Annotated in this window: 23 protein-coding genes; all 23 read left to right on the top strand. The window is 38.7% G+C overall.

Features of this window, described 5'->3' with window-relative positions; all coding sequences use genetic code 11:
* The first annotated feature begins 174 nt into the window (after window positions 1-174).
* The 23 genes from DXB15_RS08330 (at window position 175) to DXB15_RS08220 (ending at window position 22459) form a co-directional block, all read left to right on the top strand.
* Window positions 175-1209: a cadherin-like beta sandwich domain-containing protein gene (locus tag DXB15_RS08330; protein WP_118702648.1), complete on the top strand. Its 1035-nt coding sequence runs from the start codon at window positions 175-177 to the stop codon at window positions 1207-1209.
* Window positions 1206-1718 (top strand): hypothetical protein, encoded by a 513-nt coding sequence (locus DXB15_RS08325; RefSeq protein WP_118702647.1) that lies wholly within the window; start codon window positions 1206-1208, stop codon window positions 1716-1718. Before DXB15_RS08330 ends, DXB15_RS08325 begins: the two co-directional genes overlap by 4 nt.
* Before the next feature lie 23 nt (window positions 1719-1741).
* Window positions 1742-2644 carry a Flp pilus assembly protein CpaB gene (cpaB, locus tag DXB15_RS08320; protein WP_118702646.1) on the top strand — a complete coding sequence of 301 codons (903 nt, stop codon included), beginning with the start codon at window positions 1742-1744 and terminating at the stop codon, window positions 2642-2644.
* Window positions 2645-2734: 90 nt separating this feature from the next.
* Complete coding sequence (locus DXB15_RS08315) at window positions 2735-4192, top strand: P-loop NTPase (RefSeq protein ID WP_118702645.1); 1458 nt, start codon at window positions 2735-2737, stop codon at window positions 4190-4192.
* Between the two features lie 23 nt (window positions 4193-4215).
* Window positions 4216-5682, top strand: a complete 1467-nt coding sequence (locus tag DXB15_RS08310; RefSeq protein WP_118702644.1) for a CpaF family protein — start codon at window positions 4216-4218, stop codon at window positions 5680-5682.
* Between the two features lie 24 nt (window positions 5683-5706).
* A complete protein-coding gene (locus DXB15_RS08305) occupies window positions 5707-6645 on the top strand; it encodes a type II secretion system F family protein (protein ID WP_118702643.1) in 939 nt (312 codons plus the stop codon).
* A 14-nt stretch (window positions 6646-6659) separates the two neighbouring features.
* Window positions 6660-7592 carry a hypothetical protein gene (locus tag DXB15_RS08300; protein WP_118702642.1) on the top strand — a complete coding sequence of 311 codons (933 nt, stop codon included), beginning with the start codon at window positions 6660-6662 and terminating at the stop codon, window positions 7590-7592.
* Between the two features lie 17 nt (window positions 7593-7609).
* A complete protein-coding gene (locus DXB15_RS08295; protein ID WP_118702641.1) occupies window positions 7610-8176 on the top strand; it encodes a hypothetical protein in 567 nt (188 codons plus the stop codon).
* Between the two features lie 17 nt (window positions 8177-8193).
* Window positions 8194-8385: a hypothetical protein gene (locus tag DXB15_RS08290; RefSeq protein ID WP_118702640.1), complete on the top strand. Its 192-nt coding sequence runs from the start codon at window positions 8194-8196 to the stop codon at window positions 8383-8385.
* A 4-nt stretch (window positions 8386-8389) separates the two neighbouring features.
* Complete coding sequence (locus DXB15_RS08285) at window positions 8390-9706, top strand: hypothetical protein (RefSeq protein ID WP_118702639.1); 1317 nt, start codon at window positions 8390-8392, stop codon at window positions 9704-9706.
* 24 nt (window positions 9707-9730) lie between these two features.
* Window positions 9731-10762, top strand: a complete 1032-nt coding sequence (locus DXB15_RS08280; RefSeq protein WP_118702638.1) for a hypothetical protein — start codon at window positions 9731-9733, stop codon at window positions 10760-10762.
* Window positions 10763-10765: 3 nt separating this feature from the next.
* Window positions 10766-11338: a hypothetical protein gene (locus DXB15_RS08275; RefSeq protein WP_118702637.1), complete on the top strand. Its 573-nt coding sequence runs from the start codon at window positions 10766-10768 to the stop codon at window positions 11336-11338.
* Window positions 11338-11970, top strand: a complete 633-nt coding sequence (locus DXB15_RS08270; protein ID WP_118702636.1) for a hypothetical protein — start codon at window positions 11338-11340, stop codon at window positions 11968-11970. The genes DXB15_RS08275 and DXB15_RS08270 overlap by 1 nt, the downstream gene beginning before the upstream one ends.
* Before the next feature lie 49 nt (window positions 11971-12019).
* Complete coding sequence (locus tag DXB15_RS08265) at window positions 12020-12526, top strand: prepilin peptidase (RefSeq protein ID WP_118702635.1); 507 nt, start codon at window positions 12020-12022, stop codon at window positions 12524-12526.
* Between the two features lie 26 nt (window positions 12527-12552).
* Window positions 12553-12816 carry a hypothetical protein gene (locus DXB15_RS08260; protein ID WP_118702634.1) on the top strand — a complete coding sequence of 88 codons (264 nt, stop codon included), beginning with the start codon at window positions 12553-12555 and terminating at the stop codon, window positions 12814-12816.
* Window positions 12813-13424: a thioredoxin family protein gene (locus DXB15_RS08255; RefSeq protein WP_118702633.1), complete on the top strand. Its 612-nt coding sequence runs from the start codon at window positions 12813-12815 to the stop codon at window positions 13422-13424. The genes DXB15_RS08260 and DXB15_RS08255 overlap by 4 nt, the downstream gene beginning before the upstream one ends.
* A 34-nt stretch (window positions 13425-13458) precedes the next feature.
* Window positions 13459-14172 carry an ABC transporter ATP-binding protein gene (locus DXB15_RS08250; RefSeq protein ID WP_118702632.1) on the top strand — a complete coding sequence of 238 codons (714 nt, stop codon included), beginning with the start codon at window positions 13459-13461 and terminating at the stop codon, window positions 14170-14172.
* 2 nt (window positions 14173-14174) lie between these two features.
* The gene (locus DXB15_RS08245) at window positions 14175-15728 is read left to right on the top strand and encodes a putative ABC exporter domain-containing protein (RefSeq protein WP_118702631.1); all 1554 of its coding nucleotides are present in this window, start codon (window positions 14175-14177) and stop codon (window positions 15726-15728) included.
* Between the two features lie 365 nt (window positions 15729-16093).
* Entirely contained in the window at window positions 16094-17080 is a 987-nt protein-coding gene (locus DXB15_RS08240; protein ID WP_118702630.1) for a hypothetical protein, read from the top strand.
* A gap of 391 nt (window positions 17081-17471) precedes the next feature.
* Window positions 17472-19823 (top strand): SpaA isopeptide-forming pilin-related protein, encoded by a 2352-nt coding sequence (locus tag DXB15_RS08235; RefSeq protein WP_118702629.1) that lies wholly within the window; start codon window positions 17472-17474, stop codon window positions 19821-19823.
* Window positions 19816-20709, top strand: a complete 894-nt coding sequence (locus tag DXB15_RS08230) for a class C sortase (protein ID WP_118702628.1) — start codon at window positions 19816-19818, stop codon at window positions 20707-20709. The genes DXB15_RS08235 and DXB15_RS08230 overlap by 8 nt, the downstream gene beginning before the upstream one ends.
* Window positions 20706-21605 carry a class C sortase gene (locus DXB15_RS08225; RefSeq protein ID WP_158582223.1) on the top strand — a complete coding sequence of 300 codons (900 nt, stop codon included), beginning with the start codon at window positions 20706-20708 and terminating at the stop codon, window positions 21603-21605. The genes DXB15_RS08230 and DXB15_RS08225 overlap by 4 nt, the downstream gene beginning before the upstream one ends.
* Entirely contained in the window at window positions 21602-22459 is an 858-nt protein-coding gene (locus tag DXB15_RS08220) for a hypothetical protein (RefSeq protein ID WP_118702626.1), read from the top strand. Before DXB15_RS08225 ends, DXB15_RS08220 begins: the two co-directional genes overlap by 4 nt.
* Window position 22460: the final 1 nt, after the last annotated feature.

Raw genomic sequence — 22460 nt, 5'->3', positions numbered from 1 at the left:
ACCCCTTACCCCTCATGAGTGAGGGGCAGGGGAGTTGAAGTGTCGAAGACACTTTTTTATGTCCAAATACAAAAAGTATTTAATATTAGTTGCAAATGAAAGCCTGAAAATAGTAATTACATACAGACATGGGGAAATGGTTTTTCTATGCCCAAAGATGGAGGTGGAAATTGAGTGAAAAAAAAGCGTAATAAAAAGCGCATAAGAACATCCGTTATATGTATCCTGATTGTTGCAAGTATGCTATTAACCACAATAGGCAGTCTGATATTTAGTGTTGTCAATGCAAATGCAGCACAACGTGCGATCATATATCTTTCGGAAAATAAACAGGAATATAACATTGGTGACCGATTGGAAATTGGAGTACGTGTTCCGGAAGGCGCGGAATCTTTTACATTTACTATGGGGTATAACTCGTCTTGTATGAAGATAACGGAGGGGGAATATCCGGAAAATAAAGTATCGGTAACTGGAAATATCATATATATCCCTTTTGAGATTACTGGAAATGGAAGGATGTATTTTAAAGCTTACGACATTGTTACTAATACAGGTCAGGCATATGGCACAGAAAGTATTCTGCGTTCTGCCGGTACCGGAATCGATCCGGCGGTATCTGAGTGTCTTTTATCGTCTCTGACCGTGGATGGAGCAGAACTGACACCGGCCTTTGATAAATATGTAGATATTTACTGGGTAGACCTTCCAGAAAACATTGCAGATTCAGTAAAAATAACTGCAGTCCCGGAAAATGGAGAGGATACAGTTTCTATTGAGGGAAATGAAGGTATGGTAAATGGATTAAATACCATACATATCGCAGTAACAACAAATGGAAATTCCAAGACGTATACGATATTGGCAAATTCCAAAAAAGTGGAAGAGCAACAGCAAGAACCGGAAAAAGAGGAAGATGTATCGGCTGTACCGGAAGAAAATGAGCAGTCGGATGAATCGAAAGATACGGTAACTTTTTTGGATCGGTTGAACCTGTCATTTGGAAAAACGCTTGGAATTTTTGGCAGTTGTTTCCTTATATTAATGCTCATCATTATGAACATGGTGCGGAAGAACCGAAAAGCATACAGTCTGACCGATGATGCGTACCGGGAACAGGAAGAGAAAGAACGTAAGAAACGAATAGAAGCCAGAATGAGAGAAAAAGGCAAGCTGGAGAAAAAAGAAAAAAGGAAATCAAAGAAGTGAAAAAGAAAATATCAGTAAAAAAATTTGCTCTACTGTTCATTATCGTGGTGATTGCCTGTGTGGTCGGTGGAATCTTAGCAGGTAACAGAATCCGAAGTGGAGATAGGAAAAATGCGCAGACAGCTATGAAAACACCGATCCAGGACGTGACAGTGGATGATCCTTCCGTGAAATATACATTGAATATAGATGGGAGAACGTATGACATTACCGAAGATGTAACTGAATTTTCTACCGGAAAGGTAATGGTAAACAGTGATATCCTGCATTCCGTATTTGGATATGCCGTCACAGAGGAAGAGGACAGTATCGCATACGCTTATGGAACGAACAGATTTGTATTTTATGATGACCGGACAGACTATGTGTTTAATGATTATGTTGTAACACCTTCCGGTGATACCACAGTGAAAAATGGCGTTTATTATATCGACCTGTGTTCAGTCCTTGCAGACCTTGAGTTAAAGGTTATGCAGTCGCAGGATTCAATCACAGTTACAGGATATTAATAATAAGGAAGAGAGGCAAATTTATGAACCAGAATAAAGCAGTAAAAAAACCAGTCTTACTACTCATCCAACTTGCACTTGTATTGATTGCATTTTTTGCAGTTATGTTGTACGTGCGGAAAGAAACACAGCCAATGACGGTGTATCAGTTTACCAGGGATATAAAATTTGATGCAGAAAAAGATTATCAGCTGCAGCCAACCGATGTGCAGGAGGTTTCCATAGCAAAAAGTGCGGTTACTCCAAATATCATTACCAACATCGGTGATATTCAGGGCAAATATCTGAACACAGATGTATATGCCGGCGAATATATCATTTCGAATCATTTGAAAGAAGAAGGGGATGCACAAGATCCGATTGCAAAACTGGGAACAGATTACCGACTCATCACATTGCCAGTATCTATGTCTACCACACTTGGTGGAACGATTGAAACTGGAGAGACCATTGACCTGATGTACAGCGGTACCGGTTCTACAGAAGATGAGACCACAGGAGAATCTTACTCATTCACCTATACAAAATTATTTATGCAAAATGTCATGGTATATAAGGTGACACAGGCAGACGGATCAGATTATGTACCATATGATGCAAGTTCTGAACAGTTGACAAGTGGAACTACCGAAAGTCTGAATGGGGAAGAAAATACAGGTGGTGGAAGTCCAGCCTACATGACACTGGCAGTAAGTGTTTCACAGGCTGAAGAAATCTATGCACGTACACTTACCGGAAATATCTCCTTTGTAAAACAGTTAGACCAGAGCGAAGAGGTTACACCACTTGGATTTGTTGTTGGCGAATACAGCAAGATTTTCCTTGGACAAGGCAATGCTGAATCAAATGGACTCTACGTTGATTCTGATATTGAGGGCGCTAACAAAGTGGATGTTGATAAAGAAGCTGCTGAAAACCAGCAGTAATTTCCATCTGCATCTATGTGTTGTAATCGGATGAACTTTTAAAATACACAAAGAAAGGAAGGTGGGGGATTTCCCCCACCATAAATAAAAATGGCATTAAAAATTTTATCTGCGACAGGTTATGCACCTATCGAGAAAGAATTGTATTCAATAGATGGATGTCTTGTTATCGGAACGGTAACAGAGCGGCAGGATGCTTACGATTTTTGTATGACACATAAGCCGGATATTATGGTGATCAGTGATTATCTTCCGGGAGAAGAAAAGATGATCCCTTTCTTACTCCGTTTCCATCATAAATATCAGGATGTCCGCATCATTTATCTGGCACAAGAACTGAATGCCAGAAATACGGCAATGATCGATGCATTAGGCTTGCTGGTACTGAACGGAATATATGACATTATCCATGAAAAAAATATTTCCATTGAGTTGATCGAAGATATCATCAATCATCCAAAAACAGAACGCTCCATGAGTTACCTGACGGAACGCATCCTCGGAGTGGAATCCACAGTAGCAAATAACGGATTTTCTTATGAATCTTCCAATGATAAGGAAAAACATTTTGAGGGCATACAAAACCTGTATGTCGTATCATCCGTAAAACCGGGTTCCGGGAAATCATTTGTTGCTGCAAATCTGGCTGCTGCATGTGCAAAGTATGGAGAAAACATAAAAGTAGCATTGATTGAAGCTGACCTGCAAAATCTCTCCCTTGGTACACTGCTGAAAATGGAAGAGGATGATAAAAACCTCATGACAGCTTTAAAAACAGTGGACTCCATTATGCAGGATGGAAAAGTAGCAGTAAGTATTGATGAGACTAAGCAGGCAAATGAGAAAATTTTAAACTGTATGAAGCCGTATAAGGGCTGTAAAAATCTTGATGTACTGGTAGGATCACAACTTACATTTTCGGATGTAAACGGGGATTATATTTCAGCTAATGGCTTTATCTATCTGGCAGAGATCTTATCCAGATATTATGACTTTTTGATCGTAGACACTAATTCTTCTTTGTTGCATCTGTCAACGCTCCCATTGCTGAAAAGGGCACGAAACTGTTTTTATGTCCTTAACATAGATTTCAATAACATCAGAAATAATATCAAATATCAGAGTGTGTTCGAAGATATAGATGTGAAAGATAAACTGGTCTATGTGCTGAATCAAACCATTGAGAATGGAGTGGGAGACCAGAAAGAGAGAAAGGAAGAGGAAGAACTCCTTTTTACAGAGAGGATGGTCAAAGATAAATACTTTGATATTGCAATTGAGATACCAGCACTGAGCAGGAATGTGTTCCTGAACCGCTTGTATGAGGGACAGCCGGTAGTTCTGGATGAAGATATCCCATATACAAAAGATATCAAAGATGCCTTTTTGAATCTGGCCAATATGATCACACCGATTAAAACCAGTCCGGACTATATCAAGAAAATGGAAGAGAATGAACAGGAACCAGAGTCACAGGTGGAAGAAAAGAAAGGATTGTTGTCTTTCCTTAAAGGACCGAAAGGAAAGAAACTCAAGAAAGATAAATAATAACAGGAATGGAGAAATGACGTATGGCTTCGATGGAAGTAGATAATATAGCAAAGTTAATGAAATCTGATGTTTCCTATAATATTGTACTTAACAGAGCCAGTGAAAATGGTGAAGATGTAAAAGGTATCATGTCTTATGAAGATGCCTTGAATTTTGTAAGGGACGAACTGGAGAAGAAAAGTAAATCCAAGAAAGTCCTGAATCCGGATGACCTGAATGGTTTGAAAGACAAGGAAATGTACAGAAAGCGTATGCAACAGTATAAAGAAGAGATTTCTTCCATCATTGCCCTTGAAGGAATACGTGTTGCCGGGTATGAACATGAACATAAGCCGGAGGATCGTACAACAGAAGATCTGATACGAGATATTGCAGCCGATTTTGTTGGATTTTCGGTGTTGGAAGAGGCAATGGAAGATCCGGGGGTTACAGATATATTTGTCATGTCATATGAACTGATCTATGTAGAAAAATATGGAAAAAATGAAAAGTACCAACGTAAATTTCATTCAAAACGTCAGTATAAAGATTTCGTTGACCGTATCATGCGTGATGGTGGTACGGACCTGAATAAAGGTGAGAAAAAGATCGTCGATTTTGAGGTATTCGGTAATCGTGGTAATGCCATTATTGATACGGTTGCGACAAAAGGTATTACGCTGACCATAAGAAAGCATAGTGAAAACCCGGTAAGGTTACAGGATATCATCCGGCAGAATGTCATGAGCCAGAATATTGCTGATTTTATCGGAACATTGATTGAAGGGGAAGTGAACCTCATCTATGGCGGCATCACCGGTAGTGGTAAGACGACAACGCTAAGAGCCATGATCGATCATTATGTCCCGAAGTTGAATAAACGTATCCTGTGTCTGGAAGATACTCCTGAGCTGTTTTTGAAAAATGAACATACCGTTGAATTGAAAACGGTACATTCTAATAAGAAAGAAGAGTCTGTAACAATGGAAACACTGATCCTTACAGCGCTGCGAATGAAGCCAAAATATATTGTAGTCGGTGAGGTACGAGGTGTCGAAGCAGAGGCAGCCGTTGAGGGAATGGAAACTGGACATTCCACCATATTTTCCATGCATGGGGGTACGGTCTGGAATATCATCAACCGTCTCGTAACAAAATATCTGATGAGTATGCCCTCTCTTGGTATTGAAGTCGTTGAGCGTATCATTGGATCAGCAGTAGATTATGTTGCGATACAGGATGATGTACCTGGTATTGGCCGTAGGGTTACATCCATACATGAAGTATCCTACGATTTCGACAAGCGAACCGTAAAAGCGACACCGATCATCGAATATTCCTTTGAAACCGGGAAATGGGATTGGTTTTCTGCTGCATCTGCCGAAAAAACCAGAACCATGTTACGAAGAGGTGTATCACTGGACCGTGTGAAAGAAATTCAATCTCTGGACTATTTAAAAGCGCAGGAACAAAAATGTGAAGCTGCTTATGAGGCAAGCAAAAAATAAGGGATTGAGAAAGGAGAGCGGATTATGAAGCTTACAATAATTGCCGTTATACTGATCATCTACATGATTGTGGCAATGGCAAACAGCACCGGCTTTGGATGGATCAGGAAGATTCTTCCAAAGAAGAAAAAAGAACAATCTAAAAATCCGGTCATGGAAATTTTGGAAAGCACCTTAAAAGAACATACCAGTGTTGCCAGAAGACATAAAAAAGAAAAGTTATATTTACAGGCCGGCTTGAAGTTAAATTATACACAGGGAATCCTTATCGGTCTGATCATCGGTATTGCCGGTTTCGTAGCCATGCAGGTGGCACTCGATAATATGATCCTGTCACTGTTTATGTTCCTGGTAGGAAACATGCTTCCGGACATGGTCATTACAATGATCAAAAACCGAAAAGATATCCACATCAATAATCAGGTAGGTTCTTTCTTTACCATGATACTGAAACGATTTGAAGTCCTTGGTGATTTCTATAAGGCATTCATTGCAACAAAGGACGATTTTGTTGGTGAAGATCCGATGTACTCTGAACTAGACCGTGCTGTTTCCAATATTGAAAACGGAATGCCGCTTACAAAAGCATTAAGGGAGATTGGGGAACGTCTGGATAATAAATATCTAATCCGTTTTGCTGATTATTATGCAGTTGCTGCAGAGATCGGTACCGAAGAGGCCAGAAACAATATTTTGAACCAGGCAGTAGCACAATACCAGAAAAATGAGGAAAATATGCGTTCCATGAGAAAACAGTTAAGGGAGCTGACAATGGAAGCATACGTTATGGTGGCGGTTATTCCGATCATCATTGCATATAGCTGTGTCACACAGCATGACTATATCACATTCGTTACGACGACACTGTTAGGAAAAGTTGGTCTGTCAGCGGTAATCATTATAACGGCGGGAATCTTCTGGTTTGTAAATAAGAAGGTTGGTGCGCCTCTGGATAAAGATTAGGAAGGAAGTCAATTATGAATAATTTAAGTGGTAACCTGATATTTTGCATCGTTATCTTTGGTGCAGTATTCTTTCTGTTTATCCATAACCTCTTTACTGTTGTATTTAAGATAGATAAACGGAATCTGGATGAGGAACGTTCCAAACAGCTGACAGAAAAAAATAAGCCAAAAATGTCAGATGAAGAGAAGGATATTGAACAGACCAGAAAACTGGTAGAAACACTGACAGCTCCGTTTATGGAGTTCGCCGCAGATTATTTCAATGGCGGTAAGTTGTACCAGATCCAGCGGAAATTAAAATTTACGGAATGGGACAAGTACTTCGAACCACTTCAGTTTGTCGTATTGCAGTGGATCTGCCGTATCGGTGGTGCGCTGATCGGCATTGTTTTGTTTAATGTACTAGGCGATGATGGTATCGCACATGTAATGGCGATTGCGATTGGTGTTGTCATATTCATTATTCCGGGACTGTTATTGAACAATACATATAAGAATAAGCAGAATGATCTTATGAACGGATTCCCTGAAATGATCAATATCATCAGTGGTTACCTGTCTGCAGATATGCTGTTTGTGGATGCGGTCAGCTATTCCTTGCCACATATGTCAGAACACTGGCAGCCAATCATGAGCAATTTCGTCACAAAGGCAGAATTAAGCAGTACAGAAGATGCCCTCGAATGGCTCAAATATTCAGTAGATATTGTTCCGATTAAGGAATTTGTTTCTGTCGTAAAACTGAACCTGGAGCTTGGTAACTCCGTAAAAGATTCTTTTGCACAGCAGGCAGAAAAAGTGCAGGAAATGTTGAATGAAATCATAGAGAAAAAGATTGAAAAGCGAAAAATGTATACGACGATTGTGCAAGCACCATTATTACTCTGTATGATGCTTGCGTTCGCATTGCCAACTTTAGGTTCTCTTATAGATCTGTTCCGTTAATAAGGAGAAGTAGAACAATGGCAGAATCAGAATATACCATTCATTATGTGGCTGCAGTCAATGCAGTTCCACCAAAAAAGCTACAGTTAGCAAAACATATCTATATTGCAGTGTGGATCGTCATTATCATTCTGTCTGTCATCATGCAGGAAAATTTGTTTGCAGATTTGGCATTCCCTTTTAAACTGTTGCTGGTATTGCTTGGAATAAAAATATTTTCCTATGATTTAAAGACTCCGCGTATTCCAGCACAATTGGATATACGGTTTACAGAGGAATCCATATCACTTTTTCGTGAAAAACATTATTACAGTAATAAGAAGGTAATACAGGAATTAGACACATTCCAATATAGTGATATTGAAAAATGTATTTACGACAAGAAAAATCAGAAAATTACGGTCAAAGGAAAATTTCATTGCACTGTATATAAATATCTGGCAGACGGGACTTTGGAAAAAGAGCCATGCTTTGATGATATACGGACAGGCTTTCGTTATTTTTATACAAATCTGGATCAGACAGATATTGTCATGGAAATAAATACACATACACCAATACAGGTAACAATAAAGAACCCATAGGATGAGGCGGTGGTTTTATGAAAACAGGAAATATGAAGCATAAAATTTTACATGCACTCAAAGGCGAATCAGGAATGAGTAGTATGGAAGCAGTAGTGGTAGTAAGTATCGTGATTGTACTGGTCACAGCATTGATGTATTTTGGCGATGCGGATAAGGAATTTATGGCAGGAGGTGTCCGGCGGGCATCTCACGTAGGATGGGAGTGATAGAGTGAAGAACAAAAAAGTAAAGCAGCTCTTACTTGGCATATTGGCAGTAACAGTTGTATCAACGTGCATGACAGTACCTTCGTATGCATGGGAATATCTTGGAGTACAGATTCCTGACTATCTGGATCAGGAAACAATCATGCAGCAGATCAATAACGGAAATGAAGATATTATCAATGAACTATGTACCCGATATGGGGCATGTGAGGTCAAAGAGCCGGTTGATCCGGGAGTACCGGATATTTCAGAGCCGGTAGATTCAAGCCATCAGGAATTTGATGAAAATATAGGGAAGGAACAGGAAAAAGAACCTGATACTTACACAACAAGTGACCTGAATCATTTGCTGCAGGGAGAAAAATCGGACCAGAAAGAGGGAACAACCGACGATTCCGATTCCCTGAATGGACTTTTGACTGAAATTATGGATTCCCTTTATCAGAAGAATATCACATCTGTACAGAACTATACAGAAAATGACAACATTTATCTAAAATGGTTAAAAAACTATTCTACCAAAGGATTGCAGGTAGGATATTCCGAATATGAAATGGATGCCTACAGTGATTTTATCGCAATTGCAAATATCTATCAGTCGATGGTAAAGAAACAGTATGCAGGTGTAGAAACTACTTTCCAGTATAAAATCGGGGACGGCTATTATGATACCGGTATTTATACTGTAGCAAACGGCATGTTATCCGGTCTGCAGGTAGAAGAAATCTATGAATGTGTGGCAAGACATACGGATGCAAAATTTTCAACAACTGGCGTCGGCAGTGCATTGACAGTTGGTGAGGATACCTTCGTGGCTTTAAAAACATCCATGTATAACACTGATGATGTGATCAATAACCTGAATGTTGCCGGAATCAAGGCAACCGTAAGGAATACCCGGTTAAAAGGGAACTATCGAATCACAGAGTATGTGGAATCCTTAAAAGATGGTGAGCAGAAGATCTCCGTTCAAACAGAAGATGAAACACTCAAAGAGGTAAAGGCTCTTACCTATGACTCTATTACATTAGTGAATGTAAAAGAGTTGGCAGAAGCACTTGGCGGTTCCTATAGCGTAAGCGGAAATGGCTTCACCATTTCAAAAGACGGATCATACTGTTCAGGTACGGAAAATTCCAAAACGATCAGTATGTCCAACAGTAAAGCCGGGATCAATACACAAGGAAATATAAAAGCACCGGTCCTGAAATATCAGGGAGAATTTTACGTTTCCGCATATTCAGCAGTAAACGGACTTGGATACCTGCCGGTATGGGATTCAGGTATTCATGGGATCACATTAGAAGTTTCAGAAAAATAAGACGGTAACTTGGAGGAAACACTTTTGGGAAAAGAAAAAAAGAAAACAGAGATAACCCTTACACCGAAACACCTGATCCTTATGGTTGTGCTTGTGGCAGCCATTGCAGTTTCAGCTACGTTCGGAACCGTAAAAATACTGAAATATCGGGACGAAAAACAGGTGGAAGAACAGGAAAAAAAGAAGGCAGCACAGACAAAGATTGAAACGGAGCTGAATGATATTCTGAAAGATGATAATTCAACGATATCAGATATTGAAGAATTATATAAAAAAGATCTTCCAAAGCTGGATCAAAAAACAGCAACCAATTATATAGATTCGTTAGCATATCTGGTATACATCAATATTTCAAAATATGACCTTTCCTCAACAGAAGAGGAACTGATTGCAGCAGCATGTGATGACAAAGGTGATTATAAGGCATCCATGATGTCGGATGAAACACTTGCATCAAAACTGGAGGAACTTCAAAACATCCATGCGTATGTAGGATATAGAAATGGTGGAGTCGTGGCAAATGTGGACTATAAATATTTCATAGACGCATACGGAGAATATATGAAAGAGGATTATAAAACGATCTTTACCCTGTATTCCAAAGAACAGTCAGAAGATTATTATGATAATACAACCAAAACCTATCATATGGATGTTTTAGTCGACCGGATCAAATCTTTGAGCAGCAGTATCAGCAAATTCAGTGATTCAGAGCTGGCAGACGTTTACCATGACAGTCTTGATTTTTATCTGCAGATCTATTTTGGCGGCTATAATAATACACCATTGTTTGATGAAAACGGAGTATTAAACAGCTATGTGAAGGAATCATATGAAGCATGTGCCAAAGATGACAAGAACCCGATCAGCCAGAATTGCCTTGAAATCCTATCTCTTTATGAGGCATCCGAAGATAAATGGTCAGATGATATAGAGGCATATGTCTATAAAATCTCAAATCATGAATCGGATAAAAATGGTGATTCAGAAAATGCGGATGATACATCTGCCCAAACTGAAAGCAGCGCAGCGCCGGAAAGCGAAAATGTGGAGTAAAAAATGAAACAACAGACAATAGACAGATCAATGATCTTATCAAAAATGAAAGAATTTTGGAAAGATGAAAGTGGTATCACATCTTATGAAGTGGCTATTGCATGTATCATCTTTATCATCGCATTTTCTGCAATGGTAGATGTCGTATTACTTGCAAATGCACAGATCTCAGCCACAACCGTATCAAAAGAACTGGCAAGAACCCTTTCCGTCCAGGGTGGAGTATGGGCGGAAGCTCCGGCCGGTTATACAGAAAATTATTATAATACGGAAAAATTACAAAATCTTGTAAAAGATCTTCTGGCAGAACAGGGACTTGAGGAAGATGGTTGGGCCGTATATATCAAACCTGAAGGTCAGGATGATTATTATGAGACACCGCTTTTGACTGAAAGCACTACCGCAATCTATACAGCAGATTACCTTACGACATTCCATGTAAAGCTAAAGGCAACTTATAAATGGAAATTATATAGTCAGATTACGGGAACAGATGTGAAATCTAATCTGAAAGTAGCAATGCCTTGTCTGTCTGAATGGAAGTATGATTATGGAAACTGGGAAGGTGAGCATTGATGAAAAAACTCAGGAAAGGATTGCGAAAGAATTGCAAAGGTGAAAATGGTGCGGTTTCACTGCCGTTTGTATTTATCATCCTGATTTTGACGTTTTCCTTTATAATTTTTGTGGACCAGTTCAAATCCACGCAGGATGTGACAGAAGTGGAATCCATTTTGGATCTGGCATCGGTAGAAGCTCTCCGTTATGCAGTTGATGAAGATAAATGGAATCAGGGATATCTTGTGATAGATGAAGATCTGGCCAAGGATAAATTTGTGGAGATATTAAATTCAAGTATTGGTACCGGTAGTATGGGAAACATCACTGGTTATAGCATACAGGGTGGAAAAGACGGTATCAATATCACATACAACGATGATGGACTGGCTACTGGTGTGCAGTTATCACAGCCAGATGAAAACGGAAACGTTATAAATAAGGAAGTAAAGGTAACTTCCTGCTTCCTGGATGCTGTTGTTGATCTGACATACAGTGTACGTAAGGATACGGATTTTATTGGTGCAGTAAGTACCAAATTTTACAATATCTTTATTAAAGAAGATCAGGAAGCAACCAATGATAACAGTGCGATAGACGGACTGGTTACGGTACCGATACAGGCAATCGGAAAAGTTACTTTAAAATAATAAGAACGAAACACTTTATGAAACACTTTTTAGAAATGAGGATTACAATATGTTATTTATGGATTACGCACCGAAAATCGGGGATATCGCAGGATGGTTTCAGGTATATTTTAAAAATTATATCCCGGTACTGGTCTTGCTGGTACTACTCGGAATTGCTACATACACGGATATTAAAGAAAGAAAGATTAAAAACTGGCTGAACCTTCTTATCGTCATCGCAAGAGCAGCATTTATCCCTTTGATGGGAATTTCCTATCATAACATTCTGGGTGCAGCATTTTTATTTGGACTATTCCTGGCAATCGCAGTTATTCGGGATGAGAGCATGGCAGGGGACATTAAATGTGTTGGCGCTTTTGGTTTTTATCTTGGACTCACAAATGCTGTGATCGTTCTTTTTGGTGCTATGATCATCGCTCTTATTTTTTCCATTATCCGAAGATTGTTGAAAAAAGATAAATATTTTCCTCTGGCACCATTTTTCCTGTTCAGTTACGCAGGTATCGCAGGTGTATATTATATTTACGATGCCGTTGCCCTGGTTGCCGGTTAATAGCTGACCGGGATGAGGGATTGATTATGAAAAAATTGAGTTTTGATGAAATGTGCCAGTTATATGATCTGATCGATGACATGAATTACAGACCGTATGGCTGGCTCCCCTCTGTGCAGGATATCAAACGATATATCCAAAAAGAACCGGATCGTTATGTTCTCTTTGCAATTTGGCTGACAGAACATACGAATCCATCAAAACTGCAGGGGGAACAACGCGAAGTATATGATTATTTGATGGATTTTACCAGACAACAGGTAAAGTTCAAAAAGGAACACTGTATATGAGAAAAATGGATTGTAATGAAGATAAGAATGAGAAACACAAAGTTTTATGGAGAATTATGGATATTGCTCAAATCATAGTATTAAGTTTAATTATTGCCATCGTGGTCGTAGTCAATATTGATTACACAAAAACCTCAGATGATTATAAATATTTTTACAGAAAAACAGACAGTGAAGTGCAAAAGATGCTGGAACGCAAAGATAGCTTCTTTTTATATATCGGACGTGACAGTTGTGCATATTGTAATGCATTGACAACTGCATTATGTAAAGGAAATACCAATGTGGATATTGTCTATCTGGATACACAGGAATATAAAGATATGATCGATGATCCAGATAGTATGGTCGCAGAAGAAGGTCAGCTTATATATGACCTGTTCAAAGAAAAATATGGTTATCAATATGTCCCATATCTTTGTTATGTCAAAAACGGAGAGATTATTGATGCTTATCAGATAGATTATCCGGAAAATTTTGAAAAATCTTCTAATTTTTCCAAAAACATTTTTTTAAATAAAAACGAAAAATTGCTCACAAATTGGATCTCAACACATTCTCTGGTGAAAAAGACAGGAACATGCAGTGCTACTGCAGCCTGCGAGTGATTTGGCAATTACAGAATAGCAAAGGAGTATTAAGATGCTTAAAGTAAAACATTTGGTAAAAAAATACCAAAAAGAAACCGCTGTAAATGACATAACTTTTGAAATCGGTGATTCACAGATCTGTATTCTGCTTGGCCCGAATGGAGCAGGAAAGAGTACCATTATAAAATCTGCTGCCGGACTTCTGTCGCATGATGGCACGATCACTGTCAACGGATTGGATACAAAGACACTGGAGGCAAAAAAGATTTTTGCATATATACCGGAAGTACCGTCACTTTATACAGACCTTACCATACAGGAGCATATGGAGTTTATTGCCAAAGCATATGATCTTGATCCGGATTATTACCATAGAGAAATAGACAGGCTTTTAGATTATTTCGACCTTGCCGGAAGAAAAAACAGTTTAGGATCAGAACTTTCAAAGGGAATGATGCAGAAAACCAGTATCTGTATGGCACTTCTGATAAGACCACAGGTGATTTTCGTGGATGAGCCGATGGTCGGTTTAGATCCAAAAGCAATCAAAGTCTTGAAAAAAGAATTGATCCGGTTAAGAGATAACGGTGCTACGATCCTGATCAGCACACACATGTTGGAAATGGTAGATGATATCTGGGACAGCACGATTGTGATCAGCAAAGGACAGGTGTTAGGACAGTTTAAAAAAGAAGATCTGAAGGACGAAGCAATCAATCAGTTATTCTTTGAAGTTGTGGAACAGGGAGAGGAAGGTGATAGATAGTCATGCAGACAATGAGATATCTTCTGGGACATTCTATCCGTAATATACCACAGAGATTTAAAAGTAAAAAACATTCCTTTGTGACCTTACTATTTGTAATTGTGTATCTTGCAGTGATACCGGTTTTATTTAATCAGGTAAACCTTTCCTTCCTAAGAGGACAGGATAATTTCACCTATCTGCTTTCACTGGGTGCATTGGTTGAAACACCATATATCATGTATATGTTTCTTGTCCGGAAGGGAATCACTTTTAAAAGTGCTGATATTCATTTTCTCTTTCAGGCACCGATACCGCCAAAGCAGATCATTATATATGGAAAAAACCGTAATATCATAATGAACATTCTGACGCAGTTTTATCTGGCATTGATCGCATTTACGGTATTTAAAGTAAAAATAGGTTCCTGCCTGATCTATATCATACTGTCTCTGGCATTTGGTATCGTGCGGGACACATCATTTGCAATCCTTTTATATGGTCAGGACAGATCCAAAGGAACTTCTGCACAAAAAGCAGTAATGGCTTTTATATGGATCATTTTAGGACTGCTGGTTGTTTCACTTATTCGTGTTATGCTGACAAGTGAATTTGGATTTTCGCTGATACCGGCATATTTTGACAGTCCACTGACGATGGCGATTCCGGTTGTAGGATGGGAGATTGCACTTATCCATTTATGCATTATGGGACCGACATCATATACAATGATCCTGACGTTGATCAATGTGGCATTTATCGTATTACTTACTTTACTGGCAGTTAAGGCAGAATGCATCGGGGATTTTTATGGTGATGCAATGGAATATACCGAATTATATGAAGCAGCAATTCAAAAGCGGAAAATGGGCGGTATCTATAAAGTAGGACAGAAGGAACATGTCAGAACGGCACATGTAACATATAAAAAACCATATGCAGGAGCATTATTTTATAAGAACCTGCTTCAATACAAGAAAAAACCGATGTTTATCTTTTCCGGAACAACCGTTATCCTTATGGTGCTGGCAGTAATACTGGCATTATCAAAATTCAGGGGGGATGCATTGTTTACTTTCCCGGTATACATGGTTCTTATACTGATCTTATCGTGCATACTCTTTCAGGGATTTGGCATTCAATGGAAAAAAGACATTTTAAGTCCCTATTTTACATTGATTCCGGATAAACCTGCTAAGAAAATCTTCAATGTTGTTATCTGGGAATACCTGAAAGCATTTATTGAGGGTGCTATTTTTGGTTTGATCATTGCAGCAGGTGTGGGCATTATTTATCTGCCTTATGTAATTCCTACAGCACTGATCTATTGTGCAGTAAGGAATAGCAGAATGCATTTTGCTATGATATGGAATAAAAAAGGTTCTTCCATTTTTGGTAAATTCGGTCAGACAATCCTTGAATACAGCTGTGTAATCGTGGTTGTAATACCGATTCTGTCGGTACTTATCACATTTATGCTTTTGGGAATGCATCTGATGGGATTTGTCATAGCAGCAGCAGTAGCATGGGGCATTTTAGGAATCCTGTATGCGTGTTCAATCAAAATATACCGTTAGGATTAAAAACAAAATGATGTGACAGGCGAAAGAAAAAGCTATCTGCGAAAATGATGGCAGTGATGCTACTGTTTCATTGCAAATTTGTTACATATAATAGTAATTAAAACATGTAAAATATAGTATCATTTCTTTTTACCCTATATAGGGAGAGACCGGAACCCATCCGGTCTTTTTTTTAATAATTATTTTGGGAAAGGAGGGAATCATAGCATATCACAAAACAAAAGGATTGTATTATATTTTCAGAAAAGTTATTCAGGGAATCTGGGTGGAATTATTGCTATCGGGCAGGTCCGTATGCTATAATATATTCATTCAGAAGCACCCTGAATTTCTTAAAAAACAAGAAAAGAGGTGTAAAAATGGAAAGAGAAACTTATCTGTCCCAGGAATTGGATGTTGCTGGACAGAGGGCAAAATACGACGATCATGTAAAAAGATTGTTGAGTGATAAAGGCATCCTTGCATATATCCTTATATACGCGGTAGAAGAATTTAAAGGCTATACGTTTGAAGAGGCAAAAGCAGCTATTGAAGGAGAACCGGAAGTTGCCTCAAGAGGTGTATATCCCGGTACAGGACAGGAGCCTGAAGCAATCAGAGGTGAAAAAACAGAAAGCAGTATACCTGGTGAGGGAAAAATGCTTTTTGATATTGTCTTTTTTGCCCGAACAAAATATAAGGAAAAGCAGAAAATATATGTGAATCTGGAAGCCCAGAATTCATTCTATCCGGGGTATGATTTAGTTACAAGAGGAGTTATTTATGGTGCAAGATTGCTCTCTGAACAGATGGATATCGAATATACATCAACCAATTATGATGGAGCAAAAAAAGTATATTCTATCTTTATTTGTATGAATACTCCTGAGAAGAATAAACAGCAGGAAGACGTATCTGATACGATTGTTAAATATTCGATGCAACCGGAAATCTTATACCAGTCTGAGTTGGATCACCCTGTAGCGGTAGGTAGATATGATCTTCTTTCTGTAGTATTTATTTGCCTTGCAGATGATGCTACGGTAGCATCAGATAATAAGCTGATCGGTATGTTGTCGACGTTATTATCTGCAAAATTGTCAGTTGTTAATAAAAAAGATAGTCTGGAAATGAAATATGGTCTTCCGATGACTATATCCATGGAAAAGGAGTGTATTGATATGTGTAATCTAAGTCAAGGAATCTTGGAACAGGGTATCGAACAGGGTGAACTGAAAAAAGCAAAAGAGACGGCACTTTCACTTGCTGAGATGGGATTATCTATTGATAATATCGCCAAAGCAGTTAAAATTGATGCCGATGTTGTTCAGTCTTGGATTAATGAGAACACAGCTGTTGCCAATTAAGCAGTAAAAGAGGAATGAAAAAAAGTCATTTAATTTAATCATTACACAATCCCTTTGCAGTTTTTGACTGCAAGGGGATTTTTTTGTGTAAAAGAAAATAGTGATTGCAGGATTTAGACTTAATTTAGTAATTACATACAGACATAGGAACTGAAAAGCTATGTTAAAACCGGAGGTGATGAGGAAAACAAAACAATATGTCAATTCTTGCCGAATGGTAAGAATTGACAAGGAAACTTTTAGTAGGGGATAGAACTCTCCGAAAATATGCCTATTAGTGGTACCTGTTTCAGTTCGTATCATTATGGGAATTCTATTTGTTTTTTTGTTAGAAAGTTCAAATTGAACAAAGAAAGGAGTGTAGCCGTATCACAACGGCTGAAAAGTAATTATGAAAAATAAGAAATTAGTTCAACTCGGTGCTATTGCAATGTCAGTAGCATTGGGAATGTCACCATTTGTACCAGCAATGGCAGCTACTTCCGCAGTAACAACCAATAATACTGCAACTGCTAATGATTTGAACAATGCGGATATTATTGATGAATCAAGAACAGGTTCTCTTTCTATCCACAAATATGACATCACATCGGCTGAGGCAGCAGGCAAATATACAGAAGGTCTGTATAAAGCTACTGGCGAAAAAGATACAAGAGTTGAAAATGCATTGAAAAATTTTGGAGTAGAAGGAGTTCAGTTTTCATACCTTCGTGTCGGTGATGTAGAGACACACAGTATTAATAATGGTACAAATACAACTGTTACTCTGGTTTATGAAATCCCGGAGGATTTAGCAAAAATTTTAAACCTGACAGCGGCAGATGCCATTGATATGACTTCTATCAAAGAAGCACATCCTTGTACCCATACAGGAGTATGTCATTATACATCCCAGCAGATCAGTGATGCACTGGCTACAATTTTAAAAGCTGATGACCTTTCCGCAAAGAATGCACTGGAAAATTATCTCTATGATTATGGAACTCAGGACAGCACAACAGATCAGGCTACAAAACCAGGTGTAGTAAATATGCCAAAAACTGATAAATATGGATATACACATGTTGATGAGCTGGAACTTGGACTGTATCTTGTTGTGGAAACAGAAGTACCGGAACAGGTTGTGTCTACAGTTAATCCTTGGTTTGTGCAGGTGCCATTTACAAATACAACATCTGATACAACAACAGGTGGCCAGAAATGGTTATACGATATGACATGTTATCCGAAAAACCAGACTGGAAACCCAACACTGGATAAAAACGTAAGAAATGCATACAGTAACAGTTCTGAAACAGATAAGAACGGCGCACTTAACATTGGTAAAGATTATGTAACATCTTCCTTATCCAATTCTCTTATTGTATATAACAATGATTCCAATACAGTTGAAAATACAGCAGATGCAGATGCCGCTACATATATCGCAAACCGTGGTGGATATACAAAAGATGGTATCACAGCCGGAAAAGACGGTGCAGGATACAGCTATGATTACGAATACCGTGATACAACAACCGCATCCGAGGGTGATGTACTGGATTATACATTACTGTCAAAGCTTCCACATATCACAACAAAAGCAACTTATCTGAGCGAATACACATTCTACGATAAGTTATCCAAAGGTATTTCATACAATGAGGATGCTAAAATTGCATTCTATGATAATGCAGAAGATGCAAAAGCAAATAATACCAAAAATGCAGCTTTACTTTGGGATAGTGCAGGTACATACTTCACAAGAGAGTATAAAAACAATTCTGATGGCACAAAAGAAATGACTGTAAAATTAACAGAAGCTGGTCTGGAAGTTGTAAACCATGCAGGTGTAAATAATTCCACTGCAACAAATGCCACTGGATTATCAGACTACTATATGGTTGTTTATTATACAGCAAATGTAAATTCTGATGCATCTGTTGTATTAGGTGACCAGGGTAACCCAAATGATGTAAGACTGGTATGGAACAGAACATCTGACAGCTATTACAATATGTTAGAGGACCGCAACTATGTATATTCTTATGCAATGGATTTAACAAAAACATTTTCAGACAATAAAGGTGATTATTCAAATGTTAAATTCAAAATGTATAACAGCACAGACTCTTATTATGTAGTGGCAGAAAAAAAATCTGATGGACTGTACTATGTTACAGGAAAGACCACAGATGAAAACAAAGCAACTGAATTTACTCCGGATGCAAATGGTGCATTATTTGTAAACGGTATTGAAGCCGATACCTACCAGTTGACAGAGGTTGCAACGGATGATGGATACAATCTTTTGAAAGATCAGATTAAGATCAAGATCACAGCAACTGATCGTGATGTAATTGCTTCTGTAGCAGGTGCAACCGGCATGGATGCCGAGACAGTTGCAAATATTGTAGCCAACTATAATGGTGGAATTTATGATGAAAATGGAAACCTTGTAACAGGTCAGGTTGATGAAATCACAGGTGACACAGGAAATACACCGGCAGATGAAACCGCAAATGGACGTACAATTGGAAAAACAGATATGTATGTGGGAGCCATCCAGTGTGCATCCGCAGTCGTTGATGGTATTGATGCCAACATGACACAAGATAACGCATCTGTTATCCTTACTGTTAATAATACAAAGAGTTTCCTGCTTCCGAAAACAGGTGGAAACGGACTGTATGTAGCAACAATCGTAGGTGTGGTAGCAGTAGCTGGTGGATGTTATCTTGTAACAAGAAAGAAACATGCATAAGAGACGTACACGCATAGAAAAAAATAAGATCTTTGCAGTCCTGATCGTGATTGCAGGAGTTCTCCTTCTGCTGTATCCGTGGTTTAGCAACTGGATATACGACAAAAAGGTAGATTCGTCTGTAAAAGTTATGGAAAAAGAAATGGCACAGGTCGACGCAGCCGAAGAAGAAAACATTTTGGAAACTGCAAAACAATATAATAAAAATCTGGCTGAATCTAAGATTGCCCTTACAGATCCTTTTGTTGATACCGGAGATGAGGAAGAGGATATCAAATATCTTTTCACACTGTCTTTAGATGAACGTGGAATGATGGGATTTGTAGAAATCCCAAAAATAGATGTATGCCTGCCAATCTTTCACGGTACATCAGATGATGTCTTAAAGATGGGAGCCGGACATCTGGAAGGATCTTCCTTGCCAGTCGGAGGAGCAAGCACACATGCGGTTATCTCAGCACATACCGGGATCAATTCCAGTAAGATGTTCTCTGACTTGACGGAAATGAAAAAAGGAGACTTGTTTTTTATACGTGTACTTGATAATACACTTGCATACAGAGTGTGCAGGATAGAGGTCATAGAACCGGAAGATACACAGAATCTGGTGATCGAGGAAGGGAAAGACCTTGTCAGTCTTATTACATGTACTCCTTATGGAACAAATACGCAACGTTTGGTAGTGACAGGTGAAAGAACCGAATATTCGCAGGATTTAGAGAATGAAGCGAAAGGTGAAAAAACATCTGATACTTCTCAGTGGATGAAAGCGTACCGTAATGCGCTGATGATCGGTATTGGCATTGTTATTATATTGGCAGTTCTGATGATCGTTACCAGAGTAGTACGAAAAGGAAGAACATGGTCACGGGAGGAAAAGGAATGATACGACGATTCTTATACACTGTAATCATTGTGATAGGAATTGGGATATTCTTTTATCCTGACATTTCGACATGGCTGTTCAATAAACAGGCTCAAACGACGATTCATAATTTTCAGGATCAGCAGGAAGATTTATCTGAGAATACCGATCTGGAAAAAGAACCTAAAACAGAAACAGAGTCTGCTGAAAACATGGAAGAAAAATTACGAATCGTTAAATATAATAAAAGTCTTTTCGAAAATGGTGAGGAACTTACCAACACCGTGATGAAAGAAATCCCTGATGTGGTTGATAACCCGGACGGTTTATTTGGCTATATCGACATACCGGCAATGAATAATCTGTCACTTCCACTGTATATAGGTGCATCAGATGAACATATGGGAAAAGGTGCTGCCCTTTTGGGCGGTACCTCAATCCCGGTAGGTGGTCAGAACACAAATGCTGTAATCGCCGGACACAGAGGTTGGCGGAGTGTTCCTTACTTCAAGTATATCGAACTTTTGAAAATAGGGGATATCGTAAAAATCACAAACCCATGGGAAACACTCACTTATAAAGTGGAAAAAATAAAGATTATTCAACCAGATGATGATCAGTCAATCGGTATTCAGGAAGGAAAAGATATGGTAACGCTGATTACGTGCCACCCATATCGGTCTAATGGAAAATATCGCTATGCCGTATATTGTGTAAGAGATGATATGTATCAGGAGGATTCATCCGATATAGAGAAAGATACTCCCGTTATTTTCACAGAAAACACGGAATATCTTTCATCTGAAGATGATATAAGACTGGAAAACAGGTTGCGTAAAATAGCAAGCGTATTGATTATAGGAATGGTTATTTTTACAATCTGTATACAAAAACGAAGAAAGGAGAACGAGAAGTGAAAATACATAAATCTAGGTGGAAAAAATTGCTTGCACTTGGTATAGTTGCTGGTATTTTAGCAACTACAGTACCTGCTCAGGCAGGAGAACCATCTGTTTCGGTAAGAAAAGTATCTCAGGATATTAACGATCAAAACCAGTATGTATACGATGGAGATAAACTTGATTTAAGCATGACAACACTGGCGATACAAAAAAGCAGTACCGGCGCGCTTGGTTACATCAACAATGGCGTAGTACAAACCAACAGTGGTTCCTTACTGGTCCCGAACTGGGACGGGTGGTGGCACATGAAAAACGGCTGGAAGCAGAATACAAATGGTCTGACACAGTTAGATGATAAAGGATGGTATATGCTTTCTAATGGTCGTTTACAGGTAACAGAAAATGCAACACTCAGAAACACGGCAACAAACTGGATGTATCTGGAAGACGGAAAAGCCAATACCGGTTATACAGGACTCTCACAGAATGAAAACGGTATTTTCTGGGTAAGCAATGGTATTGTAAGCGACAGTTATACCGGAGTAGTAAAAGATACCATTGGTGTGACACCTAATTCTTCCGGATGGCTCTACATTGTAAAAGGAAAATTTGACTCTGGTGCCGAAACGGTAGCCCAGAATGCAAATGGCTGGTGGAAGATTCGAAATGGTCTTGTAGACTTCGACTATAATGGTCTTGCAAAAAATGAAAATGGCTGGTGGATGATCCAGGGCGGTAAAGTTAATTTTGGCTTTAATGGCGCTGTACAGAATGAAAATGGCATCTGGTATGTATCTGGTGGAAAAGTTAATCTGAATTACAACGATTCTGCATACGGATATTATTTCAGTGGCGGACGCGCCCAGTAAG

The organism is Roseburia sp. OM02-15, assembly GCF_003481835.1.
GTDB lineage: Bacteria > Bacillota > Clostridia > Lachnospirales > Lachnospiraceae > Eubacterium_I > Eubacterium_I ramulus_A.
This window is presented reverse-complemented; position numbering and strand designations above follow the sequence as displayed.